Source organism: Maridesulfovibrio salexigens DSM 2638, assembly GCF_000023445.1.
GTDB lineage: Bacteria > Desulfobacterota > Desulfovibrionia > Desulfovibrionales > Desulfovibrionaceae > Maridesulfovibrio > Maridesulfovibrio salexigens.
The window spans coordinates 432,069-454,160 of sequence record NC_012881.1 but is presented as its reverse complement, the minus strand read 5'-3'; the positions used below and the strand labels follow the sequence as shown (position 1 = coordinate 454,160).

The 22,092-nt window shown below is 49.8% G+C and carries 19 protein-coding genes; 12 read left to right on the top strand and 7 right to left on the bottom strand.

Annotated elements, in window-relative coordinates:
* Position 1: 1 nt before the first annotated feature.
* From tssE to tssA, 5 genes are all read right to left on the bottom strand, one after another.
* Positions 2–421, bottom strand: coding sequence for a type VI secretion system baseplate subunit TssE (tssE, locus tag DESAL_RS02125; protein ID WP_012766014.1), 420 nt, complete (start codon positions 419–421; stop codon positions 2–4).
* A 51-nt stretch (positions 422–472) separates the two neighbouring features.
* On the bottom strand, positions 473–955 hold the full coding sequence (locus DESAL_RS02120) for an Hcp family type VI secretion system effector (RefSeq protein ID WP_012766013.1): 483 nt from the start codon (positions 953–955) through the stop codon (positions 473–475).
* An 85-nt stretch (positions 956–1,040) separates the two neighbouring features.
* Positions 1,041–2,522 carry a type VI secretion system contractile sheath large subunit gene (gene tssC / locus DESAL_RS02115; RefSeq protein WP_012766012.1) on the bottom strand — a complete coding sequence of 494 codons (1,482 nt, stop codon included), beginning with the start codon at positions 2,520–2,522 and terminating at the stop codon, positions 1,041–1,043.
* 12 nt (positions 2,523–2,534) lie between these two features.
* Positions 2,535–3,017 carry a type VI secretion system contractile sheath small subunit gene (gene tssB, locus DESAL_RS02110; RefSeq protein WP_012766011.1) on the bottom strand — a complete coding sequence of 161 codons (483 nt, stop codon included), beginning with the start codon at positions 3,015–3,017 and terminating at the stop codon, positions 2,535–2,537.
* Positions 3,018–3,062: 45 nt separating this feature from the next.
* Positions 3,063–4,607 (bottom strand): type VI secretion system protein TssA, encoded by a 1,545-nt coding sequence (gene tssA / locus DESAL_RS02105; protein ID WP_012766010.1) that lies wholly within the window; start codon positions 4,605–4,607, stop codon positions 3,063–3,065.
* A gap of 331 nt (positions 4,608–4,938) precedes the next feature.
* On the opposite strand from tssA, the gene DESAL_RS02100 reads away from it, so the two are divergent.
* Together DESAL_RS02100 and DESAL_RS02095 are read left to right on the top strand one after the other, a co-directional pair.
* Entirely contained in the window at positions 4,939–6,690 is a 1,752-nt protein-coding gene (locus tag DESAL_RS02100) for a YeiH family protein (RefSeq protein WP_012766009.1), read from the top strand.
* Positions 6,691–6,761: 71 nt separating this feature from the next.
* A complete protein-coding gene (locus tag DESAL_RS02095) occupies positions 6,762–7,019 on the top strand; it encodes a hypothetical protein (RefSeq protein ID WP_012766008.1) in 258 nt (85 codons plus the stop codon).
* Between the two features lie 16 nt (positions 7,020–7,035).
* Here DESAL_RS02095 and DESAL_RS02090 read toward each other — a convergent pair whose 3' ends face one another.
* Entirely contained in the window at positions 7,036–7,380 is a 345-nt protein-coding gene (locus tag DESAL_RS02090) for a hypothetical protein (RefSeq protein ID WP_012766007.1), read from the bottom strand.
* A gap of 140 nt (positions 7,381–7,520) precedes the next feature.
* Here DESAL_RS02090 and DESAL_RS02085 point away from each other — a divergent pair, with 140 nt between their 5' ends.
* From DESAL_RS02085 to DESAL_RS02050, 8 genes are all read left to right on the top strand, one after another.
* Positions 7,521–9,956: a c-type heme family protein gene (locus DESAL_RS02085; RefSeq protein ID WP_012766006.1), complete on the top strand. Its 2,436-nt coding sequence runs from the start codon at positions 7,521–7,523 to the stop codon at positions 9,954–9,956.
* Positions 9,956–11,359, top strand: a complete 1,404-nt coding sequence (locus DESAL_RS02080) for a sigma-54-dependent transcriptional regulator (RefSeq protein ID WP_012766005.1) — start codon at positions 9,956–9,958, stop codon at positions 11,357–11,359. Before DESAL_RS02085 ends, DESAL_RS02080 begins: the two co-directional genes overlap by 1 nt.
* A 6-nt stretch (positions 11,360–11,365) precedes the next feature.
* Positions 11,366–12,073, top strand: a complete 708-nt coding sequence (locus DESAL_RS02075; RefSeq protein WP_012766004.1) for a Crp/Fnr family transcriptional regulator — start codon at positions 11,366–11,368, stop codon at positions 12,071–12,073.
* 192 nt (positions 12,074–12,265) lie between these two features.
* Entirely contained in the window at positions 12,266–13,789 is a 1,524-nt protein-coding gene (locus DESAL_RS02070) for a sulfatase family protein (protein ID WP_012766003.1), read from the top strand.
* Positions 13,790–13,853: 64 nt separating this feature from the next.
* Positions 13,854–14,162: a thioredoxin family protein gene (locus DESAL_RS02065; protein WP_012766002.1), complete on the top strand. Its 309-nt coding sequence runs from the start codon at positions 13,854–13,856 to the stop codon at positions 14,160–14,162.
* A gap of 27 nt (positions 14,163–14,189) precedes the next feature.
* Complete coding sequence (locus DESAL_RS02060; protein ID WP_012766001.1) at positions 14,190–15,107, top strand: NAD(P)/FAD-dependent oxidoreductase; 918 nt, start codon at positions 14,190–14,192, stop codon at positions 15,105–15,107.
* 8 nt (positions 15,108–15,115) lie between these two features.
* On the top strand, positions 15,116–16,498 hold the full coding sequence (locus DESAL_RS02055) for an SLC13 family permease (protein ID WP_012766000.1): 1,383 nt from the start codon (positions 15,116–15,118) through the stop codon (positions 16,496–16,498).
* A 109-nt stretch (positions 16,499–16,607) separates the two neighbouring features.
* Positions 16,608–17,480 carry a DMT family transporter gene (locus tag DESAL_RS02050; RefSeq protein ID WP_012765999.1) on the top strand — a complete coding sequence of 291 codons (873 nt, stop codon included), beginning with the start codon at positions 16,608–16,610 and terminating at the stop codon, positions 17,478–17,480.
* Here DESAL_RS02050 and DESAL_RS02045 read toward each other — a convergent pair whose 3' ends face one another.
* Positions 17,481–18,770 (bottom strand): glycosyltransferase family 4 protein, encoded by a 1,290-nt coding sequence (locus DESAL_RS02045; RefSeq protein ID WP_245543776.1) that lies wholly within the window; start codon positions 18,768–18,770, stop codon positions 17,481–17,483.
* 104 nt (positions 18,771–18,874) lie between these two features.
* On the opposite strand from DESAL_RS02045, the gene DESAL_RS02040 reads away from it, so the two are divergent.
* Complete coding sequence (locus DESAL_RS02040) at positions 18,875–19,681, top strand: protein phosphatase 2C domain-containing protein (RefSeq protein ID WP_012765997.1); 807 nt, start codon at positions 18,875–18,877, stop codon at positions 19,679–19,681.
* Positions 19,682–19,912: 231 nt separating this feature from the next.
* On the top strand, positions 19,913–22,063 hold the full coding sequence (locus DESAL_RS02035; protein WP_012765996.1) for a bifunctional diguanylate cyclase/phosphodiesterase: 2,151 nt from the start codon (positions 19,913–19,915) through the stop codon (positions 22,061–22,063).
* Positions 22,064–22,092: the final 29 nt, after the last annotated feature.

The following is a 22,092-nucleotide window of genomic DNA, read 5'->3' as shown; positions in this document are numbered from 1 at the left end:
GTTAGTTATCTTTCACTGAAATCTGGCCGTCCGGATCAAGTACCGTCTCGAACACTACGGGCATATCCTGGCCTTCGAGTGCCAGCTTTGCTTGCAACTTGAAATGCAGAGCCAGCGGGTTATCCTCCATGGGAACGAATTCGATGTGTACGTTTGCCAGACGGGGTTCATACTTGAGAACAACCTCGGTCATGGATTCTTCAATAGACCGCACTGCATCCAGCCCTGTGGCCCCAATCATTGAAGTAAAATCCGGTACCCCGAAATCCGGCGCGATCTGGGCATTACCCTGACGGGTGTTCAGGATCATACGCAAATAATCGAGCACAGACTTGACCACCTGACTCGGATCGGCAGAATCGCGCCAATCCGGGTCCTCTTCCATAAAACGGATACGTTCAAGAAGTCGCTGAGTGGTCAAGATTTTCTCCTTTATTCAGGACAGGGGGCTCCCCTGTCCTGAATATCATTTTTAGCTGGACTTCCAATCGTCAGTGTATTCGATATTGCCGTCAGCGTAGGTCCAAGTAATCTTGGAATAGGTAAAGCTGACATCTTCCATGTCATGGTAACCTTTGTTGTCGGGCAGGAAGGTAACAGGCTTGTAGCTGTGCAGATTGACGATAATCGCCTCTTCCATCTTGATGGTGTAATATTTCTTTTCGATTCCGGTGGGATCGATATGATAATGATCAATTTCAACGGTAAGCTGCTCACCCTTACAGCAGGCCTGAGCGAGTTTCGGAGAACCGTTGTCCACGTGTTTGGTCACAGTGAACGGCTTATGGATACGCTGTCCGGTGGGCAGTCCGGTATGGGTATCTTTGGGGATTTCCACATTGTGATCCAGCGCATAGATAAGCATGGTATCTTTTTTATCGCCGGTCTGGGTGCAATCACCCTTGATCTGTCCCTGAGTCTTTCCTGTTACTTTCATATACGAAGTAAGTGCCATAACCTTTCTCCTCAAAATTCATGATTAAAGGTTGCCCAATGCAGCGGCTGCCGTACGAAAACAACAGCCGGACTCTTTCGACTAACTATTCCTTCTCCAGCTTGCCCACCAATGAAAGGGTGAAGGATGCACCCATGTACTTGAAGTGCGGGCGGGCCTTCAGGGAAACCTGATACCAGCCGGGATCGCCTTCCACATCGCTGACCTCAATCTTGGCCATACGTAAAGGACGGCGGCTGCGCACACTTGGAGCAGGATTGTCCATCTCGGTGACATACTGGGAAATCCACGTATTGAGTTCGCGCTCAAGATCGCCACGTTCCTTCCATGTGCCGATATTCTCACGCTGGATAACTTTAATGTAGTGAGCCAGACGGTCCATGATCATCATATAAGGCAACTGGGTGGAGAGCTTGTAGTTGAGCTCCGCTTCCTTGCCTTCCTTGCTGGTGCCGAAGAACTTAGGCTTCTGGCAGGAGTTGGCTGAGAAGAAAGCCGCGTTATCGCTGCCCTTACGCATGGTCAGACCGATGAAACCTTCCTCGGCAAGTTCGAATTCCCTGCGCTCTGAGAGAAGCACCTGTGTGGGAATCTTGGTCTGAACTGCTCCCATGGCCTCATACTGATAGAGGGGCAGGTCTTCCACAGCCCCGCCGCCCTGCGGACCGATGATGTTTGCGCACCAGCGGTACTTGGCGAATGAATCTGTCAGCTTGGAAGCAAATGCGAACGCAGTATTGCCCCAGCAGAAATCATCATCGCCATCCGAGACGGTTTCCTGATAATTGAAGCTCTTGGCCGGAAGGGTTTCCGGACCGTAAGGAAGACGAAGCAGGAATTTAGGCAGGGTCAGCCCGACATTGCGAGAATCGTCAGATTCACGGAATGAATTCCACTTCGCATACTGCGGCATCTCAAAAATGGATTTAAGATCCTTGAGATTGGGCAGTTCGCTCCATTTTTCAATGCCGAAAAATTCCGGTCCCGCTGCGGCAATAAATGGCGCGTGGGACATGGCTGAAACTGACGCTGTGTATTGCAGCAGTTTCATATCCTGCGGTCCGGGCCCGAAATCATAGTTACCGATAATGGCTCCGAAGGGCTGACCACCGAACTGACCGTATTCTGCGGTATAGGCTTGTTTGTAGAGACCGGATTTGGTGATTTCCGGGGCATCATCAAAATCGTCCAGCAAGTCTTCCTTAGAGACATTCATCATCTGGATACGTACGTTTTCCCGGAAATCCGTGCGGTCTATCAGAAACTTGAGCGACCGCCATGAGGATTCCATTTTCTGGAATTCCTTGTTGTGAATGATGCTGTCCATCTGCGCAGAAAGTTTTTCATCAATCTGGGCCAGCATGTCGTCAACGAGATTGCCGGAAACTTTGGCTCCCGCGCGCTCAGGTTTGACCATTTCTTCAAGAAAAGCCTGCAAGCCCGCTTTGGTTACGGAATAAGCTTCGTCTTCGGGCTTGAGCTTGGTAGCCTCCACGATGTCATCAAGAAGCGAAACTTCGGCTGTTGATTGCTCAGCCTGCTGTTGTTCAAGTTTTTCTTCTGCCATGGATAATCTCCCTTACTCGATTCCAAGTTCTTTAAGCAGCTTTTCGCGTGCGCCGTCATCCTTGACCAATTCCTGAACCTTTTTCCTGAATTCCGGTACATTGGAGAGCGGACTCTTCAGTGCTTTCAAGGCTTCGCGGAGTTCCATGAGCTTTTGCAATTCAGGAACCTGACTGATGATCCGGTCCGGATCAAAGTCCTTGAGACTTTCAAACTTGAGCTTGACCGCCATCTGAGCATCAGAATCACCGCTAAGCTTGTCCTCAACGCCCATGTTCAGTTCAAGATCCTGAGCCTTGAGAACTTCGTTGAAATTATCCTTGTCGATGTTTACCGGATCACGATCCTCGACCATGCGGTCATCGTCTTTCTGGGTAAAATCGCCGACCACCAGCAGTTTGAGAGGAAGCTCGACCTCTTCCTTGGCATCTCCGGTATCAGGCTTGTAAACAATATTGACCCGCTCTTTTGGAGCTACGGAACCTTCTTTAGCCATATTTAAGCCCTCCGCTGAAAAGTTTCTGGGAACAGTCCAAACTGTTTAATTAACACCGTTTAACTTCAACGCTTCAACAGGGCTGAGCCTGCTGATACGCTGTAGAATCTCAATACTTTTTACTGCTGAATCCGGCCCGCCCTCCGCGACTACCGCTTCATAGGCTGCCCGCAATCCGGTTAAAGCCAGTTCCGGCTCCCATTCAGCAAGCCCGGAACTGTCAATTTGTTCAAGCAACTCAATTGCGTGCACATGAGCCACTCCTGCCTGCCCTTCCGCAGTAAGAAGTCCGGTCAAACCGGAACGCAGCCGAAAAGCAGCGCGCAGGGAGGGAGATGTATTGATCCTATCACAAATTAGGGAAACTGCCTCGAATAATTTTTTATCCGCAGCAAGATGATTGGCTTTAACCATTATTTCAGACACTTCATCGCTCTCAGCACCGGAATCGACTGCCCCTGAACTACCAAGGGACTGCAACCATGAGCGGGTCTTGGGATCGGCAAAAGGAGTGCCGTCGGCAAAACTCAAAGAAGCCAAAGCAGGCAAGCGCTGCACGTAAAACTGTGTCTCCAGTTCAAGAGCAGCAATCGCTGCGGCGTGATTTTCACCCAGTCCTTTAAGGGCTTCAGCAGACATGCGGCTTAGGTCCAGCCAGAACAGATACTCACCGATACGGGATTCGGCTTCGCGCAAGGCCCCGGCAAAATCAGCAGACTTAAGCTGACTGGCAATGGAATCTTTAACCGGACCGTCCGGTGCAGGGATCATGGTCCGTCCATTTTCCGCCGGAGGAAGAGCGGAAATGGACGTCCACGCGATCATGCGCCGCAGCCTGTAGCCCTCGGCTGCAGCCAGATCATTTGCAAGGAAATATTCAGAAACAGGAGCGAGGACAGAAAGCCCGCTTTTGAGTACGGCAGAGCATTCTTCAGGAGAAGAGATATTACCCGCATTTACCACAACAGGATCAGCGGAGGCGACAGGGGCTGAAGGAGTTGAAACCGTTGGAGACTCATCTGCAACGGGAGCAGACTGTTCCGGTTCAACTGGGGCGGTCACGGGAAGATGTTGCACATAACTGGACAGATCGTGAAGAATAGGCGCGTCCTCAGACTTCTCCGCCAAGGCTGCATCAAGATCGTTAATCCTCTTATCCAAGAGATCGACAACTTCTTTGGGCAGCTCGTCACCGTCATAATTTTTCAAAAATTTCTCGGCATTCTCGTCCCACCAGCTGATGGCTCCGAATCTTCCGCGCATGCGTTTCTTAGCCGGATAAAGGGTATCCCAAAAGTTGGAAATCAAATCGAGCAGCAGTTGCGCCCCTGCCGAAAGACCTTCCACACCCTTGAGATGCAAAAGCGCTACAGCCAGATATGAGGCTACTTTCAGATCCTTGGATTTGCTGCTCAGGATGACAGAGCCGAGCTTAACCACCCGCTTCCAGTCCACCGCACCGCCCGCTGTGGCGCTGGCAAGCTTGTCGATTTCCTGCTGCAAAAGGTCATACTCCGGTTCGTAACGGGCATCCGCACCGGCCGGTTTTGCTTCACTTACAGGTTTCCTGCCCAGATCGAGTAGTTCCATGCTTCCTCCGCTTTCGAATACGTGCTGGAAAATCAGATAGATATCCTGACTGCAACAGGCATAAACAGACTAGAGGCCAAATAAACAGTATCATACTTGGCCGCTTCGGGAAACAAAGATCAGTCCCGGCGGAGAAAACAACTGCAAACTTTGCTTTGCAGTCCACAATAGGCAACTGCAAGCCCAAGTAATCACCCCTTCAAGAAATAATCTTTTATTTTCAACAACTTAAGAAGTGTAAAATTCTGGCCCGCCTTTTGCCTAAAGCATGCCTACGGACACACGCAGGTCTAGGCCTGTTTTGCAAAATACTTTTGGAGGAATGTTAGAAATGGCAGAAAATGCAGCTAAACAGAATAGCGACGTAGTGGTCGACAAGGCTCAAAGCTCTTGGTCCGACCTCTGGAAAAAAGAAGATTACTGGGCCATCTGGCTGGGATTCCTGATCCTGACCGTTGGCGCAATAATCTTCTTCAACAACAAGCCTGCGGGCATGGAAGAAATGTTCGCCAAGCAAAATGCGATCATGACCGAGGAAGCCGCCCGTGCTCCCTTTAAGACCGTAGCCTGGTACGAGGCCCAGACCGCAAAAGAAAAAATTAAAGCTAAGAATGCACCCATTGGTAAGGCTATCAAAGGGTTCATGAATAAGCCTCAGAAATGGACCACCAACCCGCTGGACGCTTTTATCCAGACTCAGGAACAGGCTGATGCCAAGAACGCAGCAGCCATGCCTAAATACCTGAAAGCAAAAGCAGCAGCAGACACTGCGAAAACAGCAGCTCTCGCAGCACAGCTGAAAGCTGAACAGGCCGGATTTAAAGATGCCAGCCTGAACACAGCTGCTTCTGCATCCATTGAATCCTGGTTGAAACTGCGCGCTAAAGAAAGCTCTGCCAAAAAGAAAATCAAGAACAAGCCTTTTAACCTGATCCCGTCTCTCTTTGTGCTCATGATCGGTTTCGGATTGTTCTTCGCAATAGGTATGCGTTTCATCGATGGTGACGCCAAGCCCTTCCTCAAAGGTTTCGGTCTGGTCTTCGCTGTTGCTATCGCATCCTACCTTATGGCCAGTCAGGCAACCATGAAGCAATACGGTATCGGTTATGCTGCATGGGCTATTGCCATCGGTCTGGTTATCTCAAACACCATCGGAACACCTACTTGGGCTAAGAAAGCCTTGCAGGTTGAATTTTTCATCAAGACCGGTCTGGTTCTGCTTGGTGCGGAAGTTCTGTTCAACAAGGTTGTCGCTATCGGCATTCCCGGTATCTTCGTAGCATGGGTAGTTACCCCTGTTGTTCTGATCACTACCTTCATCTTCGGTCAGAAAGTTATCAAGGTACCTTCCAAAACCCTGAACATGGTTATCTCCGCTGACATGTCCGTTTGCGGTACCTCCGCAGCTATTGCAGCGGCTGCGGCATGTAAGGCCAAGAAAGAGGAACTTACCCTCGCAATCGGTCTTTCCCTTGTCTTCACTTCCATCATGATGATCGTCATGCCCGCTATCATTAAGGGAACCGGAATGCCCTTTATTCTTGGCGGAGCATGGATGGGTGGTACCATCGACGCCACCGGTGCTGTTGCAGCAGCCGGGGCCTTCCTTTCCGAAAAGGCTCTCTACGTGGCAGCGACCATCAAAATGATCCAGAACGTGCTTATCGGTGTTACCGCATTCGGTATTGCAATCTACTGGGCAACCAAGGTTGAAGCTGTTGAAGGACAGAAAGTACACGCTATGGAAATCTGGCACCGCTTCCCTAAATTCGTGCTCGGCTTCCTGACTGCATCCGTGATCTTCTCCATCGTCTACACCTCACTCGGTTCCGACGCCGGATTCACCATGATCGACCAGGGTGTACTGCGCGGCTTCTCCCGCATCTTCCGTGGATGGTTCTTCTGCCTCTCCTTTGCAGCAATCGGACTGGCAACCAACTTCCGTGAACTCAAGCACTACTTCAAAGGCGGAAAGCCGCTCATCCTTTACGTATGCGGCCAGTCCCTCAACCTGTGCCTGACCCTGATCATGGCTTACCTCATGTTCTACGTGGTCTTCCCGGACATTACTTCTAAAATCTAGACAATTGAAATCACCCCACCAAAGGAGGGAGGCGCATGTCGCTTCCCTCCGCCCCCTAAAACGAGGAATTTATGATGGAAAATAAAACACTCGGCTTCAGAATTATTTCTTTCTTCGCCACATGTTCCGTAATCTGGGCCATGGTCTTTGTAGCCGGTCCCATGCTCATAGACACAACCCCGGCCTTCCGCACACTGGCAGACTTCGTAACCGAATCTGATATTGAAACAGGTGAATTTTATTACACAGACGTGGAAATAGTGGGACATGCAGACCATAACGCACGCAGCTCCATGGAATACCTGCCCCACGGTCCCGGACCGGAGTAGAGCCCGGTTCTATGAATCAGGGTTTGAACATGCCATCTATCATCTTACCTGCACTGATCAGGTAATACCCGGTGCGCGGAACTGCTCCGAGGAAAAAGCCGAGCTGTTCAAGCTCACTGGCTCCGAATCCCAGAATGGAAAAATAAACTTTAAAGCAGAGTATAAGGAGTAAAAAGCACAGAATGGTCACAGGACATGATCCACCCAAGCGAGACAGAAATGTCTTAACAGGAATTTTCTTTTGAAAAAAAAGAACCAGAGAAGCAGCACATTCAAGAAATCCGTTCCAGCCCCGGACAAACATATCCGCACTGATGACACCAGCCAGAACCGCCGCAAAAAAAAGGAATAAACTGTTCATGGCTCCCCCTGCCCTTTATCAGTCCGCCCAAAAGACAACCCCATTTAATAAGATAATAACCATCGCAGGCGATAACGGTCAAGAATTACGGTCTTGACAACGGTTATCCCGGTTGTAGTGTTCTGAACAGGCGGCAAAATATGAAACTTCCCAGACCATACTCCATTCAAAGCAAATTTCTGCTGAGCCTCATCCTGACCTCTCTGGTCATCGGTGGTGTGCTTTTTGCGGGCTTCTCCACACACATGAGCCAGGTACTCGAAAACGTTGTACGCGAAAAAGCGCGCATGGTTTTCGGACAGGTAGATTCAGTACAGAACTACGTACGCGGCATACTCCGCCCTCAGATGTACGAGGAATTGCCGGATAAATTCATTATTCAGGCCATGTCCTCCTCATTTGTAACCCGCAATATCATGGCCCGTGATGAAAATGAGCCGTCAACCTTCACCTATCGCCGCGTGGCTGAAAAATCCCGCAATCCCTCCTATGAAGCAAAAGGGATTGAACTGGAGCTGATTAAATATTTCCGGGAAAACCCGCAGCAACAGCTTTGGGAAGGCTATAAAAATATCAAAGGCGAAAAGCATTTTGTCATGGCCCGTCCGGCAGTATTCAAAAAGAGCTGCCTGCGCTGTCACGGCAAAATCGAAGATGCCCCGGTGGAACTGATTGAACTTTACGGCAACCGCGGCTTCAATCACACGCAGGACAGTATCGGCGGCATTGATTTCGTAGGACTTCCGGTCAGCGCATCCGTAGCCCATATCCAAGAGACCATCATGAGCTACATAGGCGTTTTCCTGCTGGCAGTACTTCTCTATCTTGGTGCCACCAATATGCTTTTCAAGCGCATCGTAGCCAACAACATCCGCATCCTGACCACCAACTTCCGCCGCAATTTCAGTGATGAAAAAGGCGTGGCCCTGTTTCGTGAAGTGGAACAGGAAGATGAAGTAGGAGAGATGATCGGCGGTATTGAAAAACTCAGCGATTACATGTTCGATGCCCGTCAAAAACTTCAGGATTACGCCTCCAACCTTGAGCATATGGTCGAGGAAAGGACCGGGGAACTTGAACAGGAAGCCACTGCACGCCAGTCAGATGTAGAACTCTTTGTGCAGCTTCTGGCCGGATCAAGCAGCAGCCAGTCACGCGGAGAATTATGGAAAGTGGCATTGCCCCTGATCCACAAGAGATTTAATCTTGAACGGACAGCTTACGTCTGCACTTTTTCCAGCAAAAATTTCTATTCCATACCTGAAACCCCGGAACGTCCGGAACTTCCGGACAACTGGGTTGAACTGCTGACTGATTCGGTTTCACTCATCCTTGATGACCGGGCCTATATTCCCGTGGAATCTTCGTCAGGAAGTGCCGAAGGCCTGCTCTGCCTGTTCCGCAAGGAAGGCTCATCCTTCCGTGAAAAAGACCGTGGAATATTACGAGCAATCGGCCGCCAGCTTGGGATTGCGGCGGACAGTATTTCCGCTCTGAACAGTATTGTGCGCCACAACACCAACCTGCAATCAATCTTCGAAGGCATCAGCGACCCGCTTCTGCTTGCAGACGGAACTGGAGCCCCAATTGTTGCCAACGAGTCCGCCCGAAAACTTGGGGAAGAACTGTCCGAAGGCTGCATCACAGACGGAGGGGTTGTAAGCCTGCTCTGCCAAGGCTGGGGAGATTCAGCGAATTGCGGTATTTCCAAATCATTGCTTATGAACGAAGCCCTTTCACGAGAAGTATCCCTTCCTGAAGGACGTTCGTTTGCCATCAATATCTACCCAATTCACCATACGGAAAATCCGCATGAACGCAGGGTTGTTGTCTACGTCCATGAAACAACAAGCCAGAAGAAAATGCTGGCCCAGATGACTCAGGCTGAAAAAATGGCCACAGTAGGTAAGCTTTCCGCAGGACTGGCCCATGAGATCAACAATCCATTGGGAGTAATTCTCTGCTATGCCGAACTCTTGAAAAAAGGGGCCAGCGGACAGAGTGCAGAAGATATTGAAGTCATCCTCAAGCACACCAGACAAGCCCAGACCGTGCTTAAAGATCTGTTGAACTTTGCACGTCCAAAGGTTTCTTCGACAACCGGGACTGAATTTTCCGGGATCATCCGCGAAGTCGCTGATGTTTTCCGCATTCAGGCAGACAAACAGGGCGCAAGAATTGACCTTGATCTTGATGAATCTGTTCCCAAACTCAATGTTGAACCGCAGGCACTGGAGCATATTGTTGCCAACCTGCTTCTGAACGGCCTTGACGCAGTGCCGGAAAATGAAGGCAGATTAAAAGTATCCCTCGCTATGGAAGGGGCTGAACAGGTCGTGTTCAAGATTATGGATAACGGTCCCGGTATCGCACAAGAAGATTTGCAATATGTTTTCGACCCGTTCTACACCACTAAAGAAGTAAACAAAGGTTCCGGGCTGGGGCTGGCTGTGGTATTTGGATTTATGAGCGACATCGGCGGTTCCATTGAAGTTGAAAACGGTGATGAAGACAAAGGAGAATTGTCCGGCGCCGTGTTCACCCTGAAATTTCCCCTCACCGCTAAGGATAAGTAATGGTTGAAACAAACCAGCAGAAAATACTGATAGTTGATGATCAGGAAGACTTTGCCCGGGGGATTAAAAGGCTGATTGAAGTGGCCTTCCCCGAAAATGAAGTACTCGCAGCTTTTAACGGCGAGCAGGCTCTTGCTGTGCTCAATTCCCAGCAGATCAGCCTGATGGTCAGCGACCTGCAAATGCCCGGAATGAGCGGTCTTGAGCTTTTAAAAACAGCACTAGCGCAAAATGACGTTCTTTCCGCGGTCATGCTCACCGCACATGGAACGGTAGAGACAGCAGTAGATGCACTCAAGGCCGGAGCCTACGATTTCGTAACCAAGCCTATTGAGCAGGAAAACCTGTTCCGGGTCATCAGCAAAGGTCTCGAACGTAGCCGTTTGCTTGAAGAAAACCGGCTGCTGCGAGCACAGATAGAACAGCACAAAGACCGCTTGCTGGGCCAAAGCCCGCTAATGCAGCAACTGAAGCAATCCATCGGAGCTGTGGCCCGCACAGACTACAATGTCCTGATTATGGGTGAATCCGGAACAGGCAAGGAACTGGTAGCCGGAATGGTCCGCGACCTGAGTTCCCGTGCAGATAAACCTTATGTAACGGTCAACTGCACCGCCATCCCTGAAAACCTGCTGGAAAGTGAACTCTTCGGGCACGTTAAGGGCGCTTTCAGTGGAGCCGACAATGACCGAGAAGGTCTTTTCCTGCGTGCAGACGGTGGCACAATCCTGCTCGATGAAATCGGTGATATTCCACTGGAAACCCAAGCCAAGCTGTTACGCGTATTGCAGGAAGGCGAAATCCGCCCTGTTGGTTCAGACACCTCCAAGAACATAGACGTAAGAGTTCTTGCCTCCACAAATCAGGACCTGCCGCAACGGGTATCTGAAAAGACTTTTCGCGAAGACCTTTACCACCGTCTGAATGTTCTTCCCTTAAATCTGCCGCCGCTGAAACAGCGGACCGGGGATATTCCTTTGCTGGCCCGGTATTTTGCCCAAAAAGCCTGCATTGAACTGGGATTGCCGGAAAAAGAGCTGGACCCGGCAGTAGTAGGCCACTTAAGCGCACAGAGCTGGACAGGCAATGTCCGCGAGCTGCAAAATACCATGCGCAAACTGGCAGTGTTCAGCACCGGGGAATCCATAACCATGCTGGCTGTAGACTTGGCCGAAGGTAAGATGTCAGCTGATGCCGGAAGTGACTCCATGTCTTCCCTGCCATACAAAGAAGCCAAACAGCAGCTGGTGGATAGCTTCAGCAGAAGCTACATCAGTGATCTATTATCCCGTACCGGCGGCAATGTTTCAGAAGCGGCCCGCAATTCCGGCCTGTCACGGGTGGCAGTGCAAAAAATGCTGGCCAGATTCGACCTTAAATCTTCCCTATTTAAAAAAGATTAAGCCGTCATGAGCACAGAAAAAATCTTTCGTCAGGAAAAAGCGTTCTTCAGCATCGAAGGCATTAATTCCATCTGGGAAGCAGTACTTGATAAAGCGGTACAAAGCTCCCTGCCCAAAGATCATGAGATAGAAGCAAACCATCCTGACTATTTCTTTTTCCTGCTCAAAGGGGCTGTCAAACTTTCCTGCCTGTCTGAAAGCGGTCAGGAACGGGTGGTCATGCGCATCGGTCCGGGTACCCTTTTCAACGAAGTTTCGCACATCCACACTTCTTTGTTCCAAAGTCACAGCCTGCACACACTGGAAGAGTGCGTTGTGGCCCGCTTTCCCAAATCAATCCTTGAAGACAAGGATTTCTTTCGCCAGAACCCGGAATTGGCCTGCAACCTGATCCATTCACTGGGTATCAAGGCCGGGGCTTTCTTTGCCCAGCTTTTTGATTCCGGCCTGTTGGAAGTAAGTACGCGGGTCAGCCGCTCCTTGTACCAGCTTTGGCAGGAAAACGGTGAGTCCGAATCTTTCTCGCCTGGACTGACTCAAAGTGACCTTGCCTCTACCCTCGGTGTCCATCGCAGTTCGCTCTGCCGTGTGATCAAGGCCCTGCGTCAGCAGGGCATTATCGGGAAGTTCACTAAAACCACCCTTGAAATTCTCGATCCTGAAGCCCTATCCCGCGAAGCTGGCGGCATGCTCTTCCAGCACTTAAGCTTGTGATATAATCAGCAATCATTTCTAAGAATGATCTCTTTCCCGCTGGATTGCTCTTCTGATCCGTGCAAATAAATTTAAACTCAATTGTTTTTTTGTCTCATATGAGACAGAATTTTTCCCTTCCCTGCTCCATATGTGAAAAAAAGCGCGAGGCGAAATCAAATTCTTCGCAAACATTTTTCAAGGAGCTGCACAATGTCCTTTGACAGAAGCAAAATCAAAAACGTGGTATTCATCATGCTGGATACCCTGCAATTCAACTATCTCGGATGCTATGGCAACGAGACCGTCAAGACACCGAATCTTGATCGTTTCGCACGTCAGTCCGTTCTTTTCGAAAACGCATACAGCGAAGGCGTACCGACCATTCCGGTTCGCCGTGCACTCATGACCGGACGCTTCACCCTCCCTTACGGCGGCTGGCAGCCTCTGGGCGCTGATGACACCACCATCACCGACATCATGTGGGGCCGCAACATGCAGACCGCGCTCATTTACGACACCGCTCCCATGAGACTTGCCAAGTTCGGCTACTCTCGCGGTTTCGATTACGTGGATTTCTGCCCCGGTCAGGAACTGGACCACACCACTTTTGAAAACGAGCCTCTCGATCCGGCCCTCAAGCCCGAAGATTTCACCTCCGCCACCATGGTCTGGGATGAAAACGGCGAATACATTGATGACGAAAGCCCGCAGCTTCTGGACGAAATCGGCTGCTTCCTGCGCCAGCAGCAGCACCGCCGCACCGAAGCAGACAGCTACGTTGCCAAGGTCATGAACCGTACCGACCACTGGCTCAAAGAACGCCGCGATAAGAACCGCCCGTTCTTCCTCTGGATCGACTCATTTGATCCCCACGAGCCTTGGGATCCGCCGTCCGTATGGAAAGGTGAGCCCTGCCCCTACGACCCCGAGTACGAAGGCAACCCCATCATGCTCGCTCCTTGGGTTCCTGTGGAAGGCCGTATTACTGAGCGCGAGTGCGAACACATCCGCGCACTGTACATGGAAAAAATCACCGATGTTGACCGCTGGGTAGGCCGTACTCTGGATTCCCTTCGCGAGCAGGGTCTCATGGACGAAACCATGGTAGTAGTCATGTCCGACCACGGACAGCCCATGGGCGAAGGCGAGCACGGGCACGGCATCATGCGTAAATCCCGCCCCTGGCCTTACGAAGAGCTGGTTCACGTACCTCTCATGATGCACATTCCCGGAGTTGAAGGCGGCCAGCGCATTTCCTCTTTTGTACAGAACGTGGACGTAACCGCCACCATCATGGACGTACTCGGCCTGATTGATACCGAAGACGGTGTCAGCGATCACGGCATGAAAACCTTCGGTGCAGAAGATTATCAGGGCGAAAGCCTGCTGCCCATGATGCAGGGCGAAGTGGACAAAATCCGCGATTACGCCATTGCCGGTTACTACGGCATGTCATGGTCCATCATCACTGATGATTACAGCTACGTACATTGGCTGGTCAGCGAAGATGAAAAGAACAATGCCGACTGCGTGGAAGGTGCGGACAAGGTAATGTCTGAAGACATGTGGACCTGCACTGCCGGAGCAAAGATTGAAGTGCCCCAGCACAACGAACTTTACGACCGCCGCAAGGACCCCTTCCAGCTGAACAACATTGCCGAAGAGAATCCCGAAAAAGCCGAAGAGTTGCTCCAGAAGCTCAAACTCGTCATCGGCGAACTGCGCACTTCCTAATTAATAACTTCAAGGGCGGTCCGCTGATCAGGACCGCCCATAAGAATATTTCACTGGAGAAATCATGTTTACCGAACTTACCGATGCAAACTACGCCCAGACCATGGCAGACACCGAATCCGGTGTGCTTATCTGCTACAAGCAACAGTGCCCCCACTGCAAAAATATGGAAAAGGTGCTGGAAAAATTCAGCAAGAAAAATCCCGATGTAAGCCTGTTCAAACTGGACAGCGAAGCCAATCCTGAAGCACTGGCTGAGCTTGATTCCGAACGCGCACCGACCATCTTCGTCATCAAGGGCGGAACAATGGTTGCCCGCAAAGGCGGCCTGATGAACCCCAAAGAAATGAAAGCGTTCTTCGCTTCTGCTTAAAAGCAATTTCGAGCAACGGGAGAGATCATGAGTGAAAGCACAATATACGATATGGTGATTGTCGGCGGCGGTCCCGCAGGGATGACCGCAGGAATTTACGCTGCACGCGCCGGACTGAAAGCAGTAATCCTCGAAGAAAACATCACCGGAGGACTGGTAAACTCTACTTACACTGTAGAAAACTTTCCATCCTACCCCACAATCCACGGCATGGATTTGATGAAAAAGATGCGCGCCCATGTGGACAGCCTTGAAGTTGAGGTTGAAGAAGTCTGCGAAATCGAAAGCATGGACCTTGAAGGTGAGCTGAAGACCGTGGAAACAGACGAAGGCACACTCAAAGCCAAAACAGTCATCATCTGCACCGGACGCAAGCCCATTCCCCTTGATGTTCCCACCGAATGCGATCAGGTCCACCACTGCGCTATTTGCGACGGCGGCCCATACAAGGGCAAGCGCGTTCTGGTCGTTGGCGGCGGAAACAGTGCTTTTGACGAAAGCTTATACATGATCACCCTCGGCATTAAACACATCACTCTTATTGAGGTAATGGACCGTTTCTTTGCCGCACAGGGGACACAGGATCAGCTGCTGGGCACCGGAAAAGTTAATGCCCGCACTGAAACCAAAGTTATCGATCTCGTTGTTGAAAATGATGAACTCAAGGCCGCAGTACTGGAAAATGTATCTACTGGTGAGCAGGAAACCGTGCCTGTAGACGGCGCATTCGTATTTCTGGGCCAGAATCCCAACAACGAACTTTTTGCCGAAAAAATCAAGCTGTCCAAAAACGGCTACGTCATCACTGACGAACACATGGCAACCAGCATACCCGGTGTTTTTTCCGCAGGCGATATCAACGATAAAGCCTACCGTCAGATAACTACAGCCATGTCCGACGGAACAATTGCGGCTTTGGCTGCTGAAAGATATATTCGTACATAGGAACAACCATGACCAACGCAATGCACACAATAAAAAAATGGGCTATGGTCGCTGCAATCGCCGCCACCGGGGCTTACATCATGAACGATCCGGGCAACCCCAAGATCGCTCTCTACTGGTTTGAAACCATTTTTGCCATCGCCGGTTTCGCCTTTGAAATCATGCCCCTGTTCGCCACAGCGGTATTACTGCTCATGTCCTATATTGTTACCGGAGTCGCGACCCCGGACCTTGCCTTTGTCGGCTGGACCACCCCGATCCCCTGGGTTGTCATGTGCGGTATGCTCATCGGCGTACTCATGGAAAAGACCCGGCTTTCCGACCGCATCGCCCTGCTGGCAATCACTCGCATCGGGCGTACTCCCCTGCGGTTGTACATTGCCATGATTGTTGCCGGTTACGCCGTGGGTGCCATCATCCCGGATGTCATCACCGTAACCATCCTGTTCATGGCTATCGCTTCCGGCATGTGCTCGGCAATGAAGCTGGATAAAGGCTCAAAGGCTGCCACAACCCTGATCATGGCTGCTTTCTTCGGTGCCACTGTCCCGGCTACCAACTACCTGCCCAACAACGTCGGTATCGTAGGCCTGCTCATGGTCAAGGATATGGGCGTACCCATTCAATGGCTGAGTTTCTTTATCGAGAACATCGCTTTTGCCCTTCTGGTAGGCGTTGCCTGTGTGGGTATCCTGCACTTCTTCGGTTCCAAGGAACTGGGTAAATACATGGACCAGTGCCTTGAGCATGCCAGTGAAAACCTCACCGCCATGGGCTCCATCACCCGTGACGAAAAGAAAACTCTGGCACTGACCACTCTGGCACTTGCTGCATTCGCCACTGAAACCCTGCACGGTATCCCCGGTTACTATGCCTTCTGCGCCGTTGTCCTGCTGGGCTTTACTCCGCTTTTCAACCTGCTCAAGAAAGATGATGTGGCTCAGGTCCAGTTCTCCATCCTCTTCTTCATTGTCGGCTGCATGGCTATCGGTATTGTCGCCGGAAGCCTCGGTATCCCGGCATGGATGGCTGGCAAAATTGTGCCTTACCTTGAGAATGTCCAGAGTCTGGCAGGTTCCTCCCTGCTAGCATACTGCACCGGGATTCTCGCCAACTTTGCCCTGACCCCGGTGGCTGCTGCGACCTCGCTGAGTATCCCGCTGGCTGAGATCGCCACCACTCTCGGCATGGACATCAAACCGCTGCTCTACAGCTTCTTCTACGGACTGGACCAGTTCCTCTTCCCGTACGAACTGGCCGCTGCTCTGATCATGTTTGCTACCGGATACGTGCGCATGCGCTACCTGATGCTGATCATGGCGATCAGAATGCTCTGCGGAGCCGTAGCGGTCTGGATCGTAGCCTCCACCTACTGGCAGTGGATTTTCTAATCACATCTCCATAAAAAAGCGGACCGCAGTTCTGCGGTCCGCCTTATCAAATTTTCATATCCACATTTTTAACGACTGAAGGCGACCGTAGCCGCTCAGGAGATTTCTCATGTCTAAATCCCTACTTCTTGTAGCCCTTGCCGTAGTCCACATTCTATGGGGCGGCGGATTCATCGTCCTCAAAATGGCGCAGGAATTCTTCACCATTGAACAGATTCTACTGGGCCGCGTTCTCTTTGCTTCCCTGCTTTATCTCATACTCTGGTCGCGTATTCCCAAGCCTTCGTACCAGAAAGGCGACTGGAAAATGCTCCTGCTCCTCGCCCTGTGTGAGCCTTTCCTGCTCTTCACCTTTGAGACCTTGGGACTGCAGTACACCTCTGCTTCACAGGGGGGAATGATTGTAGCCTGCACCCCCATGACCGTGGCAATCGGTGCTTACCTTGTTTACAAGGAAAAGATCAGCCGCCGCTGCATGGCGGGCATTTTGTTCGCGGTTGCCGGGGTGGGCATAGTTTCAGCTTTCGGGGAAGCCAATGAACACGGCAGCAATCCGCTGCTGGGTAACTTCTTTATCTTCTGCGCCGTACTTTCAGCCACCTGCTACGCCTTGACCGTAAAGCACCTCGCAGCCCGCTACCATTTCATGTATCTATCGGCCATTCAGGTCTTCGGTGCCACCATACTTTTCCTGCCCGGGGCACTAATGTCCCCCATGCCGGAAAATCTGAACTGGCAGGCATTCGGAGCACTGGTCTATCTGGGACTGGGAATCACCTTTCTGGTCTACTTCGTAATCAACTATGCACTGACCCGGATCAAGGCCGCACACGTGATCCTTTTCTCCAACCTTATTCCGGTGGCAACCCTCGCCCTTGCGTTCCTGATTCTCGGCGAGACACTCACTCCGATTCAATACGGAGGAGCAGCACTGGTACTTGGCGGGATGTTTCTGGCCGGATCACCGGATTCTGTAGAATAATTATCGCGCAAGAGCCTGATCATAGACAGCCGCAATCCGCTGAAAAATATTAGTCCATGTGTAAGGGGCTGTAAGATTTGTAATTGCGGTAAAGTCAGGTTCTGCGTTTTCCTGCACTTCGCTGATGCTGGCCGCGAGAGTTTCTTGAAGCAGCTTATCCAGCAAAGGTTCATCTTCAGGACGGGGGGAATCAATTGTCTGTAATGGTGGAAGGTGAACCATACGAACCATCTGCTGTGATTGCCCGGAGAACAATTCCTTAACTCCGGGTAAATCCGTGGTCACTATGCGACAGCCGCAGGCCAATGCCTCCAGCAGGACCAGCGGGAGTCCTTCGAAAAATGAGGGCAGGACAAAAATATTAGCGCAACGCATCAGGTTTCCAAGCTCCTGATGCGAAAGAATACCATGCACTGTAACGCGGTCACCCAGTTGAGCGGCAAGTTCCAAGCATTGCTGCTTTTCTGGGCCGCTACCCCCGCCCACCAAATGCAGATGGAACGGCAGGTCATCGAGTTCAGCCAGACAACGAAGCAGCCAAGGAACTCCTTTGGCCCGATTGAGCTTGCCTGCGTAAAGGATTTGCACTGTTCCCTGACCCGATTCATCAGAGCATGTATAAAAGCACTGCTGATTGAATCCTCCGCTGATAGTTGCCACCCGTTCCTCAGGAAGATTTAACAGCTCTAAAATTTCCTGCTTCTGCTGTTCAAACAAAGCAATTATTCGATCAATGCCTGCCAGATCAGACAGCAGGGAACGTCCCAGATCAGGGCATAAGATGTGCTGTCGCAAACATGTGCCGTGGCAGGTTGTGACCAGAGGAATGTCCGCCGCGACACGTCTGGCTGCGGCGGTAGCCATCCACAAATGGTTTGAATGGATCAGGTCCGGTGAAAACGATTTAACTGCCTTGGCTACAACCTTTCCGAATACCTTTTGATATGCAGCGACTTCCTCCGGTCCCAGTTCTGAACAGACTTTGCTGGGATAAGGCATGACATCGCTCATACCGACCACCTTAAAGTCCAGATCCCGGTCTTCAAAACGTACAAACAGGCAACGGTCCGGGGCGATCACTCCGGCAAGCGGCGTATCTTCAAGTTTGAAACCCTTGGGCACTCCTGCCACAAGAAATGGCTCATACCCGTTATTCAGGCTTTGCAGGATCATTTCCTGCACATATTTACCGCTCCCGGTTGCATCGGGAATCTGGCTTAAAAGATGAAGGATTCTCATATCCAAGGCATAGGCATGTTTCATGATCCGGTCAATATCCCTTCTCATCATTGACTACAGCCCTGCATTAATATCGAACACCTCGATAGATACAAGCTAAAGCAATAGAACTTAGCTATTTGATATGGTTTTTGAATTCCTGCTATGGGACAAAGATGCAGGTAGAGTCACTTATAGAGCACGGCACCGGCGCCATTAACGAAGATTGCCTCGTCATGGAGGACAATCTTTTCGGTGTGTTTGACGGTGCCACCAGCCTGACCTCCGAGACTTACGAAAATGGTCACACAGGCGGCTTTCTGGCTTCCAACCTTGCCGGAGAAGAATTCCGCAAGAATCACGGAACCATGCAGGAACTTGCGGAAAGGGCCAATCGGGTAATCAGACAGGAAATGGTTCAGCGTGAGGTCAATCTATCCAGCAAAAAAAACCTCTGGAGTACCAGCGCAGCGGTTGTCCGCGTCAAGGGCAACATGCTGGAATGGGCTCAGATAGGAGATTGCCGGATAGTTTGCATCTACGAAAACGGTGATTTTGAATTCCTCTGCCAGTGCGCGGATCAGGATATGGAAACCTTGAGCATGTGGAAGGAAGTAGGCCCGTCCACAGAGGAACCCATCGGAGTGGCCCTGCATGACCAAATTGCAAAAGTCCGCTGCCGCATGAATCTTGATTACGGCGTTTTCAACGGCGAACCTGAAGCAATAAATTTTCTCAAAACCGGAAACCATGACCTGACTAATGTAAGTAACATTCTTCTGTTTACAGACGGCCTACTCATGCCCAACGAAAAACCATGGGAAGAGCGCGCATACAGCGAACAGGTTGACCTGTTCCGTCAGTCCGGACTTAAGGGGCTCCGAGACCATATCCGCAGCATTGAGACCACCGATCTCAACTGCTGCACTTACCCCCGCTTCAAAACCCACGATGATATCGCAGCTGTCGCCATTAACCTGTAGTTGACAGCGAATACCCCCCTCTCACCAGAAGCCGTAAAATACACATTATTTTAGACCCTTAACACATCCTCACCCCGCATTTATCCTGCAAAACATTCACCTCTTTGCGCTAGTATTGATTATCCCAATCCATCCTTGACACAAGCATGAATCGAACCACATAATTTCTGCGGAGTTTAGTTCATACATCCTAGAAATCAGGACAAAAAACACCACTAGCATTTGTAATTTATGATTATGAAATCAAACAACTCGAAAAAAATCAGTCCACTTTTCTCTGAAGAAGGATTCGCATTTAAGGACTTCATTGAGAATACTGACGACCTCTTTACGCAAGTGGATACTGACGGTCGTTTCTTATACGTTAATCCTTCTGCGCAAAAATATTTTGGTCTTCCCCCTGAAAAATGTGTCGGACTTTCAATATTTGATTTTATTCACCCTGAAGACAAAGAAACAACTGCTCAAGACTTTAATAAATGGCAGAAAGATCCAAGCACAAACTTTTCATATATCAATAGACAAATGCACCTAAACGGTAGTTTTTACTATATGTTGTGGACAATAACTGCCGTCAAAGACTCTGAACAGAAAATTCTATGGTTCAACTGTATCGGTAGAGATATTACTTCTCATAAAGAAACCGAAGAAGAACTTCGTAAGGCTAAAGACCAACTAAAAATTACAGTCGATCAACAGACAGAACAGCTTAAACTTGCAACTGCAGTATTCAAACATTCCTCAGAAGGAGTGACGATAACTGACAGCAACAACAATATTAGATACATCAACGACGCCTTCACTCACATCACAGGTTATTCTGAAGAGGAAGTGATAGGGCAGAATCCCAGCATCCTTAAATCGAACCGCCATAAGCCTTCGTTTTATAAAGGAGTATGGAAATCTATTAAAACAAATGGGATGTGGGAAGGTGAAATCTGGAACCGTAGGAAAAACGGTGAAGTTTTTCCTGAATGGATTTCAATAAAAGCCATCACCGACGTCAAAGGAGAAGTGGTTAATTATATTGCCGTATTTCGAGATATATCTGAAGCAAAAGCCAGCCAAAGAAAAATACAACATCAGGCATATCATGATGCCCTTACCGGACTTCCCAACCGGACATTGCTCATTGACCGCATACGTAAGGCTATAGCGTCGTCAAATGACAGAAAGAGCTGTATCGCCCTGCTATTTATAGACCTAGATAATTTTAAAAACATTAATGATTCTCTTGGCTATGTCATCGGCGACTCAGTTTTGCAACAAGCTGCAGCTAGAATCAGAGAATTTATAGATGAAAAAGATACCGTTTCCCGTATAGGAGGAGACGAATTTGTTATCATGCTCAAGGACCTACAGGACAAGCATGACGCTGCGGTAATGGCAGACACAATTATCAACTTATTTGCACAAGCTTTAACTGTTGAATCCCATCAATTCACCATCACCCCCTCTATCGGCATCGCCCTATATCCTGAGGATGGGAAGACCCCTTATTCTTTGGTGAGAAATGCTGACACAGCCATGAACAAAGCCAAACAAGAAGGACGAAACAGATATCATCTTTTTACGCCGGGCCTTACTGAGTCAGCACTCCGCAGGATCTCAATGGAGAACCAGCTAAGGCAGACAGCCAGCGACAACGGTTTTACCGTGTACTACCAACCAAAGGTGAATTTGCATGACAATACAATTGTCGGCATGGAAGCTCTTATACGATGGATACAACCGGATGGAACTATTATTTCTCCCGCAGAATTCATTCCACTGGCTGAAGAGACCGGCTTGATCGTACCTATCGGAGAGCAGGTACTTGAAGCAGCCTGTTTAGATACTGTAGAACTTAACCAAAGATTCGGTACCAATTTAAAAGTTTCGGTTAATTTATCCTTACGCCAGTTTAAGCAAGAGCAGCTGATGAAAAACATTATGGACATTATTGCCATGACAGCAATATGCCCCAGTTGTCTTGAGCTGGAAATAACCGAATCAACAGTTATGGATGATATTGAACAAACCAAGACAATTCTGGAAAAGATGGATAAACTTGGCATAACCTTATCCATTGATGACTTTGGTACTGGTTACTCTTCACTATCACATCTGAAAAACATGCCCATGCATACTTTGAAGATAGATCAGTCATTTGTTGCAGGACTGCCCCACAACAAATCAGACCAGAAACTGGTTAAAGCTATAATGTCTCTGGCTAGAAGTTTCGATCTTTCAACAGTTGCTGAAGGGATTGAAACACCGGAACAATACAACTACATGCGCGAGCTAGGCTGCGAGGTTATGCAGGGATATTATTACAGTCCCCCTGTACCTTTAGAAGAGTTCGCGGCTCTTATTGAAGCTTCTTTAAAAGCAGACTTTTAAAAAACTTGCATCGTCATTCTTAAACCTGC

Coding starts and splice junctions, on each gene's coding strand:
- DESAL_RS02120 (WP_012766013.1), bottom strand. CDS start 955: ATGGCACTTACTTCGTATATGAAAGTAACAGGAAAGACTCAGGGACAG.
- tssC (WP_012766012.1), bottom strand. CDS start 2,522: ATGGCAGAAGAAAAACTTGAACAACAGCAGGCTGAGCAATCAACAGCC.
- tssB (WP_012766011.1), bottom strand. CDS start 3,017: ATGGCTAAAGAAGGTTCCGTAGCTCCAAAAGAGCGGGTCAATATTGTT.
- tssA (WP_012766010.1), bottom strand. CDS start 4,607: ATGGAACTACTCGATCTGGGCAGGAAACCTGTAAGTGAAGCAAAACCG.
- DESAL_RS02100 (WP_012766009.1), top strand. CDS start 4,939: ATGGCAGAAAATGCAGCTAAACAGAATAGCGACGTAGTGGTCGACAAG.
- DESAL_RS02095 (WP_012766008.1), top strand. CDS start 6,762: ATGATGGAAAATAAAACACTCGGCTTCAGAATTATTTCTTTCTTCGCC.
- DESAL_RS02090 (WP_012766007.1), bottom strand. CDS start 7,380: ATGAACAGTTTATTCCTTTTTTTTGCGGCGGTTCTGGCTGGTGTCATC.
- DESAL_RS02085 (WP_012766006.1), top strand. CDS start 7,521: ATGAAACTTCCCAGACCATACTCCATTCAAAGCAAATTTCTGCTGAGC.
- DESAL_RS02080 (WP_012766005.1), top strand. CDS start 9,956: ATGGTTGAAACAAACCAGCAGAAAATACTGATAGTTGATGATCAGGAA.
- DESAL_RS02075 (WP_012766004.1), top strand. CDS start 11,366: ATGAGCACAGAAAAAATCTTTCGTCAGGAAAAAGCGTTCTTCAGCATC.
- DESAL_RS02070 (WP_012766003.1), top strand. CDS start 12,266: ATGTCCTTTGACAGAAGCAAAATCAAAAACGTGGTATTCATCATGCTG.
- DESAL_RS02065 (WP_012766002.1), top strand. CDS start 13,854: ATGTTTACCGAACTTACCGATGCAAACTACGCCCAGACCATGGCAGAC.
- DESAL_RS02060 (WP_012766001.1), top strand. CDS start 14,190: ATGAGTGAAAGCACAATATACGATATGGTGATTGTCGGCGGCGGTCCC.
- DESAL_RS02055 (WP_012766000.1), top strand. CDS start 15,116: ATGACCAACGCAATGCACACAATAAAAAAATGGGCTATGGTCGCTGCA.
- DESAL_RS02050 (WP_012765999.1), top strand. CDS start 16,608: ATGTCTAAATCCCTACTTCTTGTAGCCCTTGCCGTAGTCCACATTCTA.
- DESAL_RS02045 (WP_245543776.1), bottom strand. CDS start 18,770: ATGATGAGAAGGGATATTGACCGGATCATGAAACATGCCTATGCCTTG.
- DESAL_RS02040 (WP_012765997.1), top strand. CDS start 18,875: ATGCAGGTAGAGTCACTTATAGAGCACGGCACCGGCGCCATTAACGAA.
- DESAL_RS02035 (WP_012765996.1), top strand. CDS start 19,913: ATGATTATGAAATCAAACAACTCGAAAAAAATCAGTCCACTTTTCTCT.